General features: G+C 70.8%; 15 protein-coding genes. 12 read left to right on the forward strand and 3 right to left on the reverse strand.

What is annotated here, in order from left to right; genetic code table 11:
• The first annotated feature begins 65 nt into the window (after positions 1-65).
• Both Q5Y72_RS14655 and Q5Y72_RS14660 read left to right on the forward strand, forming a co-directional pair.
• On the forward strand, positions 66-449 hold the full coding sequence (locus Q5Y72_RS14655) for a CidA/LrgA family protein (RefSeq protein WP_305964169.1): 384 nt from the start codon (positions 66-68) through the stop codon (positions 447-449).
• A gap of 21 nt (positions 450-470) precedes the next feature.
• Positions 471-1,190 (forward strand): LrgB family protein, encoded by a 720-nt coding sequence (locus tag Q5Y72_RS14660; RefSeq protein WP_305964170.1) that lies wholly within the window; start codon positions 471-473, stop codon positions 1,188-1,190.
• Between the two features lie 67 nt (positions 1,191-1,257).
• Here the strand turns inward: Q5Y72_RS14660 and ilvA are convergent, their stop codons facing one another.
• Complete coding sequence (gene ilvA / locus Q5Y72_RS14665) at positions 1,258-2,499, reverse strand: threonine ammonia-lyase IlvA (RefSeq protein WP_305964171.1); 1,242 nt, start codon at positions 2,497-2,499, stop codon at positions 1,258-1,260.
• 113 nt (positions 2,500-2,612) lie between these two features.
• Here ilvA and Q5Y72_RS14670 point away from each other — a divergent pair, with 113 nt between their 5' ends.
• The 3 genes from Q5Y72_RS14670 (at position 2,613) to Q5Y72_RS14680 (ending at position 5,965) form a co-directional block, all read left to right on the forward strand.
• Positions 2,613-3,839 carry an argininosuccinate synthase gene (locus Q5Y72_RS14670; protein ID WP_305964172.1) on the forward strand — a complete coding sequence of 409 codons (1,227 nt, stop codon included), beginning with the start codon at positions 2,613-2,615 and terminating at the stop codon, positions 3,837-3,839.
• A 181-nt stretch (positions 3,840-4,020) separates the two neighbouring features.
• On the forward strand, positions 4,021-4,554 hold the full coding sequence (gene mog / locus Q5Y72_RS14675) for a molybdopterin adenylyltransferase (protein ID WP_305964173.1): 534 nt from the start codon (positions 4,021-4,023) through the stop codon (positions 4,552-4,554).
• 118 nt (positions 4,555-4,672) lie between these two features.
• Positions 4,673-5,965 (forward strand): PP2C family protein-serine/threonine phosphatase, encoded by a 1,293-nt coding sequence (locus Q5Y72_RS14680; RefSeq protein ID WP_305964174.1) that lies wholly within the window; start codon positions 4,673-4,675, stop codon positions 5,963-5,965.
• Between the two features lie 423 nt (positions 5,966-6,388).
• On the opposite strand, the gene Q5Y72_RS14685 is transcribed toward Q5Y72_RS14680, so the two are convergent.
• On the reverse strand, positions 6,389-6,841 hold the full coding sequence (locus tag Q5Y72_RS14685; RefSeq protein ID WP_305964175.1) for an NUDIX domain-containing protein: 453 nt from the start codon (positions 6,839-6,841) through the stop codon (positions 6,389-6,391).
• Between the two features lie 185 nt (positions 6,842-7,026).
• Here Q5Y72_RS14685 and hslO point away from each other — a divergent pair, with 185 nt between their 5' ends.
• The 6 genes from hslO to Q5Y72_RS14715 are packed head-to-tail and all read left to right on the forward strand — an operon-like array spanning position 7,027 to position 13,448.
• Positions 7,027-8,055 (forward strand): Hsp33 family molecular chaperone HslO, encoded by a 1,029-nt coding sequence (hslO, locus tag Q5Y72_RS14690; protein ID WP_305964176.1) that lies wholly within the window; start codon positions 7,027-7,029, stop codon positions 8,053-8,055.
• Positions 8,052-8,645: a CoA pyrophosphatase gene (locus Q5Y72_RS14695; RefSeq protein ID WP_305964177.1), complete on the forward strand. Its 594-nt coding sequence runs from the start codon at positions 8,052-8,054 to the stop codon at positions 8,643-8,645. The genes hslO and Q5Y72_RS14695 overlap by 4 nt, the downstream gene beginning before the upstream one ends.
• A complete protein-coding gene (locus tag Q5Y72_RS14700; protein ID WP_305964178.1) occupies positions 8,642-9,808 on the forward strand; it encodes a CCA tRNA nucleotidyltransferase in 1,167 nt (388 codons plus the stop codon). The genes Q5Y72_RS14695 and Q5Y72_RS14700 overlap by 4 nt, the downstream gene beginning before the upstream one ends.
• Positions 9,805-11,649 (forward strand): ABC transporter ATP-binding protein, encoded by a 1,845-nt coding sequence (locus Q5Y72_RS14705; protein WP_305964179.1) that lies wholly within the window; start codon positions 9,805-9,807, stop codon positions 11,647-11,649. Before Q5Y72_RS14700 ends, Q5Y72_RS14705 begins: the two co-directional genes overlap by 4 nt.
• On the forward strand, positions 11,646-12,905 hold the full coding sequence (locus Q5Y72_RS14710; protein ID WP_305964180.1) for a class I SAM-dependent RNA methyltransferase: 1,260 nt from the start codon (positions 11,646-11,648) through the stop codon (positions 12,903-12,905). Before Q5Y72_RS14705 ends, Q5Y72_RS14710 begins: the two co-directional genes overlap by 4 nt.
• A gap of 27 nt (positions 12,906-12,932) precedes the next feature.
• The gene (locus Q5Y72_RS14715; protein ID WP_305964181.1) at positions 12,933-13,448 is read left to right on the forward strand and encodes a L,D-transpeptidase family protein; all 516 of its coding nucleotides are present in this window, start codon (positions 12,933-12,935) and stop codon (positions 13,446-13,448) included.
• A gap of 90 nt (positions 13,449-13,538) precedes the next feature.
• Here the strand turns inward: Q5Y72_RS14715 and dalA are convergent, their stop codons facing one another.
• On the reverse strand, positions 13,539-14,051 hold the full coding sequence (dalA, locus tag Q5Y72_RS14720; RefSeq protein WP_305964182.1) for a divisome-associated lipoprotein DalA: 513 nt from the start codon (positions 14,049-14,051) through the stop codon (positions 13,539-13,541).
• 219 nt (positions 14,052-14,270) lie between these two features.
• Between dalA and Q5Y72_RS14725 the strand changes: the two genes are divergently transcribed.
• A complete protein-coding gene (locus Q5Y72_RS14725; protein WP_305964183.1) occupies positions 14,271-14,921 on the forward strand; it encodes a L,D-transpeptidase in 651 nt (216 codons plus the stop codon).
• Positions 14,922-14,974: the final 53 nt, after the last annotated feature.

A 14,974-nucleotide genomic window follows, 5' to 3' on the forward strand; every position in this document is an offset into this window, starting at 1 on the left:
GCGACTGACGGGGATGCACCGGCCCGCTATGGAATCGGGCGGGCCGGCGGGATAGCGTCCCCCGCATGATCGGAACGCTGGCCACCATCCTGTGCTTTCAACTCGTCGGCGAGGTCGCCTCGCGGGCGCTGGACCTGCCCCTGCCGGGGCCGGTGGTGGGGCTGGTGCTGCTGGTCGCGGCCTGCCTTGCGCGGCCCGCGCTGGCCGACCGGATCCGGCCCGCCACGCTGGGCCTGCTGCAGCACCTGTCGCTGTTCTTCGTGCCGGCGGGCGTCGGCATCGTCGCGCATTGGGACCTGCTGCGCCAGCACGGGGTCGGGCTGGCGCTGGCGCTTGCCGGATCGACGCTGCTGGCCATCGCGGCGGGGGCCTGGGTGTTCCAGGCGGTGGCGCGCCGGACCGGGGCCGAGGACCCCACCGCCCTGAAGGATGAGGGGGCCGGAGGATGAGGGGGCCGAGGGATGACGGGCATGAATGATCCGCTGCTGATCTGGTCCTATCTCGCCCAGGGGCCGCTGCTGTGGCTGACGGCGACGCTGCTGGCCTATCTGGCGGGCGATGCCTGCTTTCGCGCGGCCGGGCGGCAAAGCTGGGCCAATCCGGTGCTGGTCGCGGTGATCCTGCTGGCGGTCCTGCTGTGGGCGACCGGCACGGACTACCGCACCTATTTCGAGGGCGCGCAGTTCGTGCATTTCATGCTGGGGCCGGCAACGGTCGCGCTGGCGCTGCCGCTGTATGACAACCTGCCGCGCGTCCGGAAGGCCGCGCTGCCGATGCTGGCGGGGCTGCTGGCCGGGTCGGGTGTGGCGGTCGTCTCGGCGCTGGCGATCGCGCGGGCCTTCGGGATCGAGGGATCGGTGCTGGCCTCGCTGGCGCCCAAATCGACCACCGCGCCGGTGGCCATCGGCATCGCCGAGAGGCTGGGCGGCCAGCCCACGCTGACCGCCGCGCTGGTGCTGCTGACCGGCATCTTCGGGGCGATCATCGTGACCCCGCTGCTGAACGCGCTGCAGATCCGCGACTGGCGGGCGCGGGGCTTTTCGGTCGGCGTGGCGGCGCATGGCATCGGCACCGCCCGGGCCTTCCAGGTCAACGAGACCGCCGGCGCCTTTTCGGGCATCGGAATGGGGCTGAACGCAGTGCTGACGGCGATCATCGCGCCGCTGGCGCTGCGGCTGTTCGCCGGCTGACCGGGGCGCAGGCCGGGTTCGGGACCGGAGCGCGGCGGGCGCGGGTCGGGCGGGGGACCGGCCGCGATCAGACCAGCAGTTCGGCCAGGATGCCGTCGCCGGTGATGTCGCGATAGGTGAAGCCCGCCCCGTCCAGCCGCGCCGCCAGCGCGATCAGGTTTTCGGGCTGCGTCGTCTCGATCCCGATCAGCACCGAGCCGAAGTTGCGCGCCGATTTCTTCAGGTATTCGAAGCGCGCGATGTCGTCATCGGGGCCCAGCAGCTGCAGGAAATCGCGCAGCGCGCCGGGGCGCTGCGGCATCCGCAGCACGAAGTATTTCTTGAGCCCGGCAAAACGCTGCGCGCGTTCCTTGACCTCGGGCAGCCGCTCGAAGTCGAAATTCCCGCCCGAGCAGACGCAGACCACCGTCCTGCCCGACAGGTCGCCCAGATCGCCCAGCACGTCCAGCGCCAGCGCCCCGGCCGGCTCCAGCACGACGCCCTCGGCGTTCAGCATGTCCAGCATGGTCCGGCAGATGCGGTCCTCGGGCGCCAGATGGACGTCGGCGGGGCTGAAGCGGCGCAGCACCTCGAAGGGCAGCGCGCCGATGCGGGCGACGGCGGCGCCATCGACAAAGCTGTCGACCGCCGGTAGCGCCACCGGCGCGCCATGCTCGAGCGCCGCCCGGAGGCTGGCGCCACCCAGCGGCTCGGCAAAGGCGAAGGCGGTCTGCGGCGCGGTCTCGGCCATGTAGGCCACCACGCCCGCCGACAGGCCGCCTCCGCCGACCGGCAGCACCACCAGATCGGGCGGGGTGCCGATCTGGGCCAGCATCTCGCGCGCGACCGTCGCCTGCCCCTCGATGATGTCGGGGGCGTCGAAGGGCGACAGGAATTCGGCGCCGTGATCGGCCGCGAAGGCCTGCGAGGCGGCCAGCGTCTGGTCGAAATAATCGCCGGTCAGGACGATCTCGATGGCGTCGCCGCCGAACACCCGCGTCTTGTCGATCTTCTGCTTCGGCGTCGTCACCGGCATGAAGATGGTGCCGCGCGCCCCGAAATGGCGGCAGGCGAAGGCCACGCCCTGGGCGTGGTTGCCGGCGCTGGCACAGACGAAATGCGCCGCCGCGCCGGGGCGCACCAGCTTGCGCATGGCGTTGAAGGCGCCGCGCAGCTTGTAGCTGCGCACCGGGGTCAGGTCCTCGCGCTTCAGCCAGATCTCGGCGCCGAACCGGGCCGACAGGTGGTCGTTGCGCTGCAGCGGCGTCGGTTCGAACAGGTCGCGCAGCGCGGCCTCGGCGCGGGCGACGGAGGCGACAAAGTTTTCCATTTGCAAGCGCATGCCGCGAAAGGCCGGGCTTGGCAAGCGCCCGATGGGCTTGCGGCCCTTGTGAGGCCCGCGATTTCCGCCTATTCCCGGCCCGTCATCAGAAGGGGCCATGCATGTCCGACGCGCCGAAGAAAGTCGTCCTCGCCTATTCCGGGGGGCTCGACACCTCGATCATCCTGAAATGGCTGCAGACCGAATATGGCTGCGAGGTCATCACCTTCACCGCCGATCTGGGCCAGGGCGAGGAGCTGGAGCCGGCGCGCGCCAAGGCCGAATTGCTGGGCATCGCGCCCGACAACATCCATATCGAGGATCTGCGCGAGGAATTCGTGCGCGACTTCGTGTTCCCGATGTTCCGCGCCAATGCGCTGTACGAGGGGCTGTATCTGCTGGGCACCTCGATCGCGCGGCCGCTGATCTCGAAGCGGCTTGTCGAACTGGCCCATCAGCACGGCGCCGACGCGGTGGCGCATGGCGCGACCGGCAAGGGCAATGACCAGGTGCGCTTCGAGCTCAGCGCCTATGCGCTGGACCCGGCGATCAAGGTCATCGCGCCATGGCGCGAATGGGACCTGACCTCGCGCACGAAACTGCTGGAATTCGCCGAGGCGAACCAGATCCCGATCGCCAAGGACAAGCGCGGCGAGGCGCCGTTCAGCGTGGATGCGAACCTGCTGCACACCTCGTCCGAGGGCAAGGCGCTGGAAAACCCCGCCGAGGCCGCGCCCGACCATGTCTACCAGCGCACCGTCAACCCCGAGGACGCACCCGACCAGCCCGAATTCGTCGAGATCACCTTCGAGAAGGGCGATGCGGTGGCCATCGACGGGCAGGCGCTGTCGCCGGCCACGATCCTGACGCGGCTGAACGCGTTGGGCGGCCGGCACGGCATCGGCCGGCTGGATTTCGTCGAGAACCGCTTTGTCGGCATGAAGTCGCGCGGCATCTACGAGACGCCGGGCGGCACCATCCTGCTGGAGGCCCATCGCGGCATCGAGCAGATCACCCTGGACAGCGGCTCGGGCCATCTGAAGGACAGCCTGATGCCGCGCTATGCCGAGCTGATCTACAACGGCTTCTGGTTCAGCCCCGAGCGCGAGATGCTGCAGGCGGCCATCGACCGGTCGCAGGAGCATGTGACCGGCACGGTGCGGCTGAAGCTGTACAAGGGCCTGGCCACCTGCGTCGGCCGCTGGTCGGATCACTCGCTCTACAGCGAGGCGCATGTCACCTTCGAGGACGACGCCGGCGCCTATGACCAGAAGGATGCGGCGGGCTTCATCCGCCTGAACGCGCTGCGCCTGAAGCTGGTGGCGAACCGCAACGCGCGCACGCGCTGAGACCGGCGCGCGGCGCAGGCCGGCCGGGTCGGTTGCGGCCCGCGGCGGCCGGGGGGCCGGCCCCCCGGACCCCCCGCTGTCATCGCGGCTGGCACCCCTGCGCCCGCCGGGTGCGCGGCGCGCGGCTTTTCAACGTCGGCCATCCGCGGCAGGATGGCACCCGCATGTCCAGGAGTTTCGCATGGCCACCCCCGCCCGCATCGCCATCCTTGTCGTCAGCGACCGCGCCGCGCGGGGCGAATACGAGGACAAGGGCGGGCCGGGCGCCGAGGCCTGGCTGCGCGCGGTGATCACCTCGCCGGTCGAGATCGCGCGCCACATCGTTCCCGACGGCCGCGAGGGCGTGGCGGCACGGCTGCGCGCGCTGGTCGAGGATGGCGCCGACCTGATCCTGGTGACCGGCGGCACCGGCCCCGCGCCGCGCGATCAGACACCCGAGGCGGTGACGGACGTCGCCCATCGCGAATATCCGGGTTTCGGAGAGGAGATGCGCCGCGCCTCGCTGCGTGAGGTGCCGACGGCGATCCTGTCGCGACAGACCGCGGTCAGCCGGGACGCGACACTGATCATCACCCTGCCCGGCAAGCCCTCGGCCATCGCCACCTGCCTCGATGCGGTCTTTGCGGCGGTGCCCTATTGCCTCGACCTGCTGGGCGCGGGGCGGATCGAGACCGACCCGGCACGGATCAGGGCGTTCAGGCCCAAGGCCGGCTGAACGACGGTCGGGCCGGCCGTCAACATTCTTGCAGAAACTGAAAATTTGACGCAAGCAACCGCGCCGCTGGGGGGGCGATTTACGGCGCCTTTACCGCCCGCGCGGTAGAAGCGCAATCATGAAGGCCGAGAATCGCAAGATACGCAGCGGCGAGACCGCAGACCGGGGCGCCACCGCGCCCCGCCGGCTGTTGCTGGTCAAGCCGCGCGTCGCCCTGCGCCGCGAACTCGCAGAACGGCTGCGCGATGCCGGCTATCAGGTCACCGAAGCGGCCAGCGGCCGGCGCGCCCTGACGCTGTGCGCCGCGCGATCCTTCGAGGTGGTGATCTGCGACTGGGACCTGCCCGACATCGGTGGCGCCGCCTTCTGCCATGATTTCCGCGCGCTGGAGCGCACCGCGGAGTGCTATCTGCTGGTCCTCGCGGGCAGCGAGGCCGGACACGAGATCCTGCAGGGGCTGGACGCCGGCGCCGATGATTTCGTCACCCTGCCCATCAACGGCCACAAGCTGCTGGCGCGGCTGGGGGTGGGCGAGCGCGTGCTGCGTGTCGAGGCCGAACTGCGCGCGAGCAACGCGCAGCTGCGCGCCGCGCTGGACAAGCTGCGCGACACGCAGGCCGCAATCGAGCGCGACCTGATGGAGGCGCGCAAGCTGCAACAGGGGCTGGTGCGCGAAAGATCCGGCCGCTTCGGGGATTTCGAGCTGTCGCTGCTGCTGCGGCCGGCGGGACATATCGGCGGCGACCTGGTCGGCTTCTTTCCGATCGGCACGGATCGGATCGGGCTTTACGCGCTGGACGTGTCGGGTCACGGGGTCACGGCGGCACTGCTGACCGCGCAGCTGTCGGTGCATCTCTCCGGCGCCTCTGACCAGAACGTCGCGCTGCGCGCGGCGCAGGCCGGCAGCGACGCGGTGCCGCCCGCCGCGCTGGCGCATTTCTTCAACAACATGATGCTGGAGGAGATGAGCACCGACACCTATTTCACGATGATCTATGCCGAACTGAACCACGTCACGGGGCTTGTGCGGATGGTCCAGGCCGGTCATCCGCACCCGATGTTGCAGGGCGGCGACGGCAGGATCCGCGCGATCGGGCAGGGGGGGATGCCGATCGGCGTTTTCGAGAACCCGATCTTCGACGAGATCGAGTTCCAGCTGGACCCCGGCGCGCGGCTGCTGATCGCCTCGGACGGGATAACCGAGGCCGCAAGCCCCGGCGGCCGGCAGCTGGGCGAAGAGGGGCTGGAGGCGATCATGCGGACCAATGCCTTCCTGGGCGGTCACGCCTTCCTCGAATCGATGGCGTGGTCGGTGTCGGAATATTGCCGGGGCGAACGACCCGACGACATGTCGGCCGTGCTGATCGAATATCTGAAACCCGCCGAACCGGTGCCCATCCACGGCAGGTAGGTCCGGGCCGGCAGACCGGCGGCAGGCGCGCAACCGCGACGAGGGGCCCGATCGCGCATGACCCGGCCGCGCGCGCGGTCGGGCGTCGGGCTATGCGAAGGGCCGCCGCCCGGCTGGCGGCCCGGCCTGAAGGCCAACCGAAGGATGACCCGGCATTGCCGGTCCCGACCTCTCAGCCTGGCCCCTTCGGTCCGGATCAGGGCGTTTCAACCAGTCGTCGCCGGCGCGGCGGCGTCGGGATGCCGGACCCGGGGTGCCGGCGGCGGAGTGGCGAGACAGCACGGCAGGCGATCGCGCTCGGGCGCCGCGACCCGAGGCGCGGGGCCCAGCGGCATGTCGCGGTGCCGGCCTTTTGCGACAGGACATGGCGCGGCAGGACGCGGCGCGACAGGACGCGGCGCGACAGGACGCGGACGATCAGGCCTAAAGGACGGATCGCAGGCGCAGCGCGCGGGCCATCCAGAACCGCGCGCCCGGATCGGCCAGACAGGCCAGCGCGGCGGCGGGCGCCATCCAGACGGCGCGGTGACCGGGTTCGGTCGGCGGGCCATCGCGGCGGATCGGGCGGCCCAGCCAGACGCCGCACAGCTTTTCGGCCATCAGGTCGTATTCGGGCATGAAGCAGAAGCGCCGATAGGCGCCAAGCCCGCGCAGCGCGCCGATCCGGTAGCCGGTCTCCTCGCGCACCTCGCGGTGCAGGGCCGCGACGGCGCCCTCGCCCGCGTCGATGCCGCCGCCGGGCAGCTGGTATTCGGGCTCGGGTCCGTCCTGATGGGTCAGCAGCACCTGGCCGCCGCGCAGCAGGACCGCATAGGCGCCGGGACGCAGCCGATAGGACTGGCCCGGTCGTGGCGCGGGGCCGAAACGGGGGATCATCGCGTCTCCTGCGGGGCGGTGCAGGACCGGTCTAGCGCAGCCCGGCGCGGCTGCAAAGCCCGCCCGCGCCGCGCAGCCGCGGCCCGCACCCCGCAATCGGCCCCTTGGGATCGCCGCCGGATTTCCTATATTGGGCGCGACCCGGCCCGCCCCTGCGCGGCGCCCAAAGACTTCAAGGATTTGCCATGAGCATGATCAACCAGATCGCCTGGGACGACACGGTCCTGCCCTTCCAGCTGGACCGCTCGTCGATCCGCGGCCGCGTCGCGCGGCTGGACGGCGTGCTGGACCACATCCTGTCGCGCCACGACTATCCGCCCGTGGTCGGCGCGCTGGTTGCGGAACTGGCGCTGCTGACCGCGCTGATCGGCCCGACCGTGAAGCTGCGCTGGAAGCTGAGCCTGCAGGTGCGCGGCAGCGGCGCCGCGCGCACCATCGCCGCCGACTACTACGCGCCCGAGGCCGACGACCGGCCCGCCCGCATCCGCGCATGGGCCAGTTTCGACCGCGAGCGGCTGGACGACCGCCCACCCTTCGAGCAGATCGGCGAGGGCTATTTCGCCATCCTCATCGACCAGGGGCCCGGTAGCCAGCCCTATCAGGGCATCACGCCGCTGGCCGGCGGATCGCTGTCGTCCTGCGCGCAGACCTATTTCGCCCAGTCCGAACAGCTGCCGACCCGGTTCCAGCTGGCCAGCGGCCGGTCGCAGCTGAGCGGCCAGCCCGAACATTGGCGGGCCGGGGGCGTGATGCTGCAGACGCTGCCCGCCCGGCCCGCCGATCCGGCCGAGGGCGGCAGCGGCGAAGGCGGGCTGATCGAGGCGGCAGACATCCTGCAGGGTGCCGAATCCGAGGACTGGAACCGCGCCAACCTGCTGCTGGACACGGTCGAGACGCTGGAATTGATCGGCCCCACGGTCGGCCCCACCGACCTGCTGCTGCGGCTGTTCCACGAGGAAACCCCGCGGGTCTTCGACGCGCAGCGTGTGGAATTCGGCTGCTCGTGCACGTCGGACCGGGTGCGCGACACGCTGGCGATCTATTCGGCCAAGGACATCGCCCACATGACCACCGACGAGGGCATCGTCACGGCAGATTGCCAGTTCTGCGGCGCCCATTACGAGTTCGACCCGCAAAGCCTCGGATTCGAGGCGACCCGCGACGCCGAGGGCCGCCCGATCGGCGGCGAAGCCTCGGGCAGGGCCGCCGAGTGAGCCCGCGCTGGTCCGAGGACCGGCTGCGCGAGGCGCTGTCGCGGCCCGCCGCGCCCAGTTCGGATTTCGACCTGAACCCCGGCACCGCGCCGCAGGGCGTCACGCTGCGCCCGGCGGGCGTGCTGGCCGCCTTTCACGCCGACAGCGGCGACCTGCTGCTGACCAAGCGCGCCTCGGGGCTGCGCCATCACCCCGGCCAGATCGCGCTGCCGGGCGGCAAGGTCGATCCCGGCGATGCCGACGAGGTCGCGGCGGCGCTGCGCGAGGCGCGCGAGGAGGTGGGCCTTGATCCGGCGGGTGTCGAACTGCTGGGCCGCCTGCCCGCGCATCGCACCGTCACCGGCTTTGCGGTGACGCCGGTGCTGGGGCTGATCCGGGCCGATTTTCACCCCGTCCCCGAACCGGGCGAGGTCGACGAGGTGTTCACCCTGCCCTTCGCCCATGTCGCCGACCCTGCCCGCTACCGGATCGAACGGCGGCGCTGGCGCGGCGACTGGCGCAGCTATCACGTGGCGCCCTACGGTCCCTATTACCTGTGGGGCGCGACCGCGCGCATCCTGCTGGGCCTGGCGCAGAGGCTGGGGGCGTGACCGGGCTGCCCGCCGATCTGCTGCGCGATCCGGGGCTTGTCGCGGTGCTGGACGCGATCGAGGCCGGCGGTCATCGCGGCTATCTGGTCGGCGGGGCGGTCCGCAACGGGCTGCTGGGCCAGCCCGTCGACGACATGGACATCGCGACCGATGCCGACCCCGCCACGGTGACCCGGCTGGCCGGACGCGCCGGGCTGGCGGCGGTGCCGACAGGCATCGACCATGGCACGGTCACGCTGATCGCCGACGGTCGCGGCTTCGAGGTCACCACGTTCCGGCGCGATCTTCGCACCGACGGCCGCCGCGCCATCGTCGCCTTCTCGGACGACCTGGCCGAGGATGCCCGGCGCCGCGACTTTACCATGAACGCGCTTTACGCCGACCGCGCGGGGCGCATCATCGACCCGATGGGCGGCCTGCCCGACCTGCGCGCCGGGCGGCTGCGCTTTGTCGGCGCGGCGCCCGACCGCATCCGCGAGGATTACCTGCGCATCCTGCGCTTCTTCCGGTTCTTCGCGCATTACGGGCGCGAGGCCGATCCGCAGGCGATCGCCGCCTGCGCCGCCCTGAAGGACGGGCTGGCGCAGATCGCGCGCGAACGGGTCGGCCACGAGATGCGCAAGCTGCTGTCCGCGCCCGCGCCGCTGGCCGCGATCCTGCTGATGCGGGGAACCGGGGTTCTGGACCTGCTGCTGCCCGGCGCCACGCCCGGCCGGCTGGCCTCGCTGGAGTCGCTTGGCGGCGGGGCCGGCTGGCAGGCGCGGCTGGCGGCCCTGTCGCAGGACGATCTGGCCCGGCCGCTGCGGCTGTCGCGGCAGGAGGCGCGCGATCATCGCAGCCTCGTGACCGCGCTGCGGCAGGGCTGGTCCTTCGAGCGCATCGCGTATCGGCTGGAGCCTCGGCTGGCCCGGGCCGCGGCGCTGCTGGTCCAGACCCGCGACGACGGCGCGGCTGCGCCGCGTCCGGGCTGGGAGGCCGTGCGCCAACGCGCCTCCGGGCAGCGCCTGCCCCTGACCGCCGCCGACCTGCAACCGGACCTGACGGGGGCGGCGCTGGGCCGTGGCCTCAAGGTCGCCGAGGACGCCTGGATCGAGTCGGGCTTCGCGCTGCCCGCCGCGACGCTGGCCCGGATCGCCCGCAGCGCCGGAAAGGACACCCCATGAGCCTGCATCAGCGTTTCGGGCGCATGGTCGACGCCTTCCGCCCGGCCGAGGGACCGCCGCCGACGACGCTGATGGCGTTCTTCGGCTGGTGCCTGTCGGGCGCCTGGCCGGGCCTCGGGGTCGCGGCCGTTGCCTCGGCGCTTGGCGGGGCGGCGGATGTCGTCTCGGCGATGCTGCTGGGCATGGTGGTGGACGCGGTGACGGCCAGCACGCCGGGCGCGTTCTGGGCCGACAACGGCTGGACCGTGGCGCTGTTCGTGCTGTTCTTTCTGGTCCTGCGCCCGGCGATATTCGGGCTGTCGACGGCCAGTTCCAACGTCATCATCGGCCCGAACATCCTGCCGCTGGTGTTGTCGCGCCTGCACCGCTGGACCATGGGCCATGCGGTGACCTTCTTCGACAACGACTTTGCCGGGCGGCTGGCGCAGAAGCAGATGCAGACCGCCCGCGCCGTCACCGATGTCGCCAGCGAGATGGTGAACGTGGTGGCCTTCGCGCTGGCCTCGGTGATCGGGTCGGCGGCGTTCCTGCTGGCGGTCGATGGCTGGGGCGCGCTGGCGCTGATGCTGTGGCTGCTGGCCTATTTCGCGCTGATCCGGTTCTTCCTGCCGCGCATCCGGTCCAAGTCGGGCGCCCGCGCCTCGGCCCGCGCGATGGTGACCGGGCAGGTGGTGGACACGATCACCAACATCAAGACCGTCAAGCTGTTCGCCCATGCCGACCACGAGGATCGCGCGGCCCTGGGCGCCATGGCCGGTTTCCGCGAAAGGGCGCTGGATTTCGGGGTGGTGTCGACCTGGTTCCGGCTGTCGCTGATGATCGTTGCCGGCGTGCTGCCGGTGATCCTGGTCGGCGGCGCGATCCTGCTGTGGCGGCAGGGGCAGGCGACGGCGGGCGACATCGCGGCGGCGGGCGCGATCTCGATGCGGCTCAGCCAGATGACCGGCTGGGTCAGCATGGCGCTGATGGGCATCTGGGGCAGCATCGGCGAGGTCGAGGACGGCATGGCCACGCTGTCGCCGCCCCATGCGCTGACCGACGCGCCCCATGCCCTGCGGCTGGACCGCGTGGCCGGGCGGGTCGATTTCGACCATGTGGGCTTTCGCTATGGCCGCGACGCGGGCGGCCTGCAGGACCTCAGCCTTGCCATCGCACCGGGCGAGAAGATCGGCATCGTCGGCGCCTCGGGGGCCGGGAAATCGACGCTGGTCGCGCTGCTGCTGCGGCTTTACGACGTGGAACGGGGCGCGGTGCGGATCGACGGCCATGACGTCCGGCAGGTCACGCAGGAAAGCCTGCGCCGGCAGATCGCGATGGTCACGCAGGAAACCGCGATGTTCAACCGTTCGGCCCGCGACAACATCCTGTATGGCCGCCCCGGCGCCGGCACGGCCGAGATCGAGGCGGCCGCACGCGCCGCCGAGGCGCATGACTTCATCCTCGGGCTTCAGGACCACGCCGGCCGGCGCGGCTATGACGCGCATCTGGGCGAGCGCGGCGTCAAGCTGTCGGGTGGCCAGCGCCAGCGGATCGCGCTGGCCCGCGCCTTCCTGAAGGACGCGCCGATCCTGGTGCTGGACGAGGCGACAAGCGCGCTGGACAGCGAGGTCGAGGCGCAGGTGCAGGAGGCGCTGGGCCGGGCGATGCAGGGCAAGACCGTGCTGGCCATCGCGCACCGGCTGTCGACCATCGCCCAGCTGGACCGGATCATCGTCATCGATGACGGCCGGATCGTCGAGCAGGGCAGCCATGACGCGCTGCTGGCACGCGGCGGGCTTTATGCGCGCTACTGGAACCGGCAGTCTGGCGGCTTTCTTGGCACCGACGAGGCCGCCGAGTGAGCCTGTGGCGGATCGAGAGGCTGGGCCGGCGCGGCGACGGCGTGGCCCTGGGCGATCAGGGCCGCGCGCTGGCGCCGCTGTGCCTGCCCGGCGAGGTGATCGAAGGCGAGGCCGTCGATGGCCGCATCGCCAGCCCGCGCATCCTGACGCCCTCGGCCGACCGGGTGCGGCCGGTCTGCGGCCATTACCGCGCCTGCGGCGGCTGTTCGCTGATGCACGCCTCGGACGGCTTCACGACGGCGTGGAAACGGCAGGTCGTCGAGACCGCACTGGCCGCGCAGGGGCTGGCCGCGCCGGTCGCGGGGGTCCACGTCTCGCCGCCCCGGTCGCGGCGGCGGGCGGTGCTGTCGGGGCGGCGCACGAAAAAGGGCGCGCTGGTCGGCTTCCACGCCCGCGCCTCGGAGGTGATCGTCGATCTGACCGATTGCCATGTGCTGCGCCCGCAGATCACGGCCGCCCTGCCCCTGCTGCGGCGGATCGTGGCGGCGGGCGCCTCGCGCGGGGCCGAGGTGACGCTGACGGTGATCCACGGTCCCGCGGGGCTGGACGTGGCCGCGCGGGGCGGCAAGCCGCTGGATGCCGGCCTGTTCGAGGCATTGGCCCGGCTGGCCGATGAGGGCGATCTGGCGCGGCTGGACTGGGACGGCCAGCCGATCACCCGCCGCGCGCCCGCCCTGCCGATGGGCCGGGCGCAGGTCGTGCCGCCGCCCGGCGCCTTCCTGCAGGCCACCGCCGAGGGCGAGGCCGCCCTGCTGGCGGCGCTGCGCGAGATCACCCCTGGCGCCCGGCAGATCGTCGATCTGTTCGCGGGCTGCGGCACCTTCACGCTGCCGCTGGCCGAGGCCGCATCGGTCCATGCGGTCGAGGGGCTGGCCGCGCCACTGGCCGCGCTGGATGGCGGGTGGCGCGGCGCCGGCGGGCTGCACCGCGTCGCCACCGAGATTCGCGATCTGGCCCGCCGCCCGCTGCAGCCGGCCGACCTTGCCGCGTTTGACGCAATCGTGATCGACCCGCCCCGCGCCGGGGCCGAGGCGCAGTGCCGCCACATCGCCGCCTCGCCGGTGGCCACGGTCGCCTTCGTGGCCTGCGATCCGGTCAATTTCGCAAGGGATGCGCGGATTCTGGCCGAAGGCGGGCTGGCCCTGACGCGGCTCTGGATCGTCGACCAGTTCCGCTGGTCGCCGCATGTCGAACTGGCCGCAGAATTCCGGCGAAACTGGTCCGATCCGGGATTCCGTGGTAATCCTGCTGGATAACAAGACAAGAAACCATCCGAGGCAGTGATGTACAACGCGACCCGTCGGACCGTGACCCTTTCGCTGCTGGCGTTGCTGGCGGCATGCGGCGCCCCGAAATCCAAGTTCAAGACCTATGACGGCCCGGCTGTGACCCAAGTGGTCATCAACAAGGGCCAGCGGCGGATGTATCTGCTGAACAACCAGACCGTGCTGAAGTCCTATGACATCGGGCTGGGCAACGAACCGATCGGCGACAAGCAGTTCGAGGGCGACGGCAAGACCCCCGAGGGCATCTATTTCATCGACCGCTTCAACCCGCGCAGCGCCTATCACCTGTCGGTCGGCATTTCCTACCCCAACGAAGAGGACAAGGCCTATGCCGACTCCTTCGGCCTGGCTCCGGGCGGCGACATCTTCATTCACGGCTGGGGCCCCGAGGGCAACGTGAAGGCCCCGAAGATGCGCGACTGGACGGCGGGGTGCATCGCGATCAAGGACGACGAGATCGAGGACGTCTATGCGATGGTGAGGGGCGGCGTGCCCGTCATCATCAATCCCTGAGGTCTGCCCCGGCCCGCGACGGGCGCCATCCATGAAGAAGGCCCCGGTCCGGACCGGGGCTTTTGCGTTGCGGCGACCGCGGCGGGGCGATCAGCTGCCCACCAGCAGCGTCCACCAGACCTTGCCCGAAGGCTCCTGATACCAGGCGAAGCCCAGGTTGCGCGCGGCGGGGTCCATGATCACGTCGCGGGTGTCCCGCGTCGTCATCCAGGCGTTCAGCGTCTGGATGTCGTTCTCGTAGGTCTCCGAGATGTTCTCGCCGACGAGGGTGCCGAAATAGCCCTGCCGCCGCGCGCGATCGAGGGGCGACGACCCGTCCGAGCCCCAGTGCCAGGCGCGGTTCTGCGCGGCCATGTCGCGCGAATGGGCCAGCGCCGCCGCATCAAGCTGCGGATTTGCCATCACCGGCGGCAGCGCGATGTTCGCCCGCAGGGTGTTGATCTGCTGCAACACACGCCCGGGAATTTCCGCCGCCTCGCGTTCGTCGATGCGATAGGCGACCGGCAGCGGCTGGCCATCCGGGCCAAGCTGAACCGGCGTCTGCGGCTGGCAGGCCGCCAGCGCGATCAGCGAAAGCGCCGCAAGTACCTTGAAGTTCATCATTTTCGGCATCCCTCGTGTGCATTTGGCCGCAGATGTATCGAATGCCGCGCCATGCTACAAACCCAACACTTCGTGAGGCGGTCCGGTGTTGCGCCTGTGCCGCTGACGGCAGTTTGAATTGAGTGAAGGCCGGAATTGGCGTATGTCGGCAGCAGTCCGCGCGAGGCGGAGCAGTCAAGGCCGTCTGTCGAGAACGGCTGTCAACGAAGGACATATGTGATGAGCAGAACCCCCGCCTTCAACCGCCGGGCGTTTCTTGGTTCGGCCGCCGCCCTGGGTGCGGCGGGCCTTGCGCTGCCGGCGATGGGGCAGCAGATCGACCCCTATACGGGCCAGCCGATCGTCGGCGCCACCCCCGGCGCCACGCCCGATGCCGGCGCCGTGCAATACGAGGCCGAGGCCAACCAGCGCCACAACATCTCCAGCTTCCGGGCGCAGGACTGGCGGCCCTATTTCGATAACCTGACAAATGGCGCGGTCCTGTGCGACCTGACGTCGCGCGCGGTGCATTTCTGGTCCGAGGACGAAAGCGTCTATCGCCTCTATCCCTCGTCGATCCCGGTCAGCAAGGACCTGACCCGCACCGGCCGCACCGAGATCATCAAGAAGGTCGTGGGCCCCAGCTGGGCCCCGACGCCCGAGATGAAGGCCCGCAACCCCGAGTGGCCGGACTTCGTGCCGCCGGGCCCCGACAACCCGCTTGGCACCCACGCGCTGTGGCTGAGCTGGCAGTACTACCGCCTGCATGGCACCCACGATACCCGCAAGATCGGCCGCAAATCCTCGAACGGCTGCATCGGGCTGTATAACGAGCATATCAAGGAACTCTACGACCTGACCAAGATCGGCACGCAGGTCCTGCTGATCTGATCCTGCCGCGCGGAAAAGGAAAGGACAGGGGGGCCGGCGGCCCCCTCTGTTGA

The sequence above is a fragment of the Paracoccus spongiarum genome (assembly GCF_030732095.1).
Lineage (GTDB): Bacteria > Pseudomonadota > Alphaproteobacteria > Rhodobacterales > Rhodobacteraceae > Paracoccus > Paracoccus spongiarum.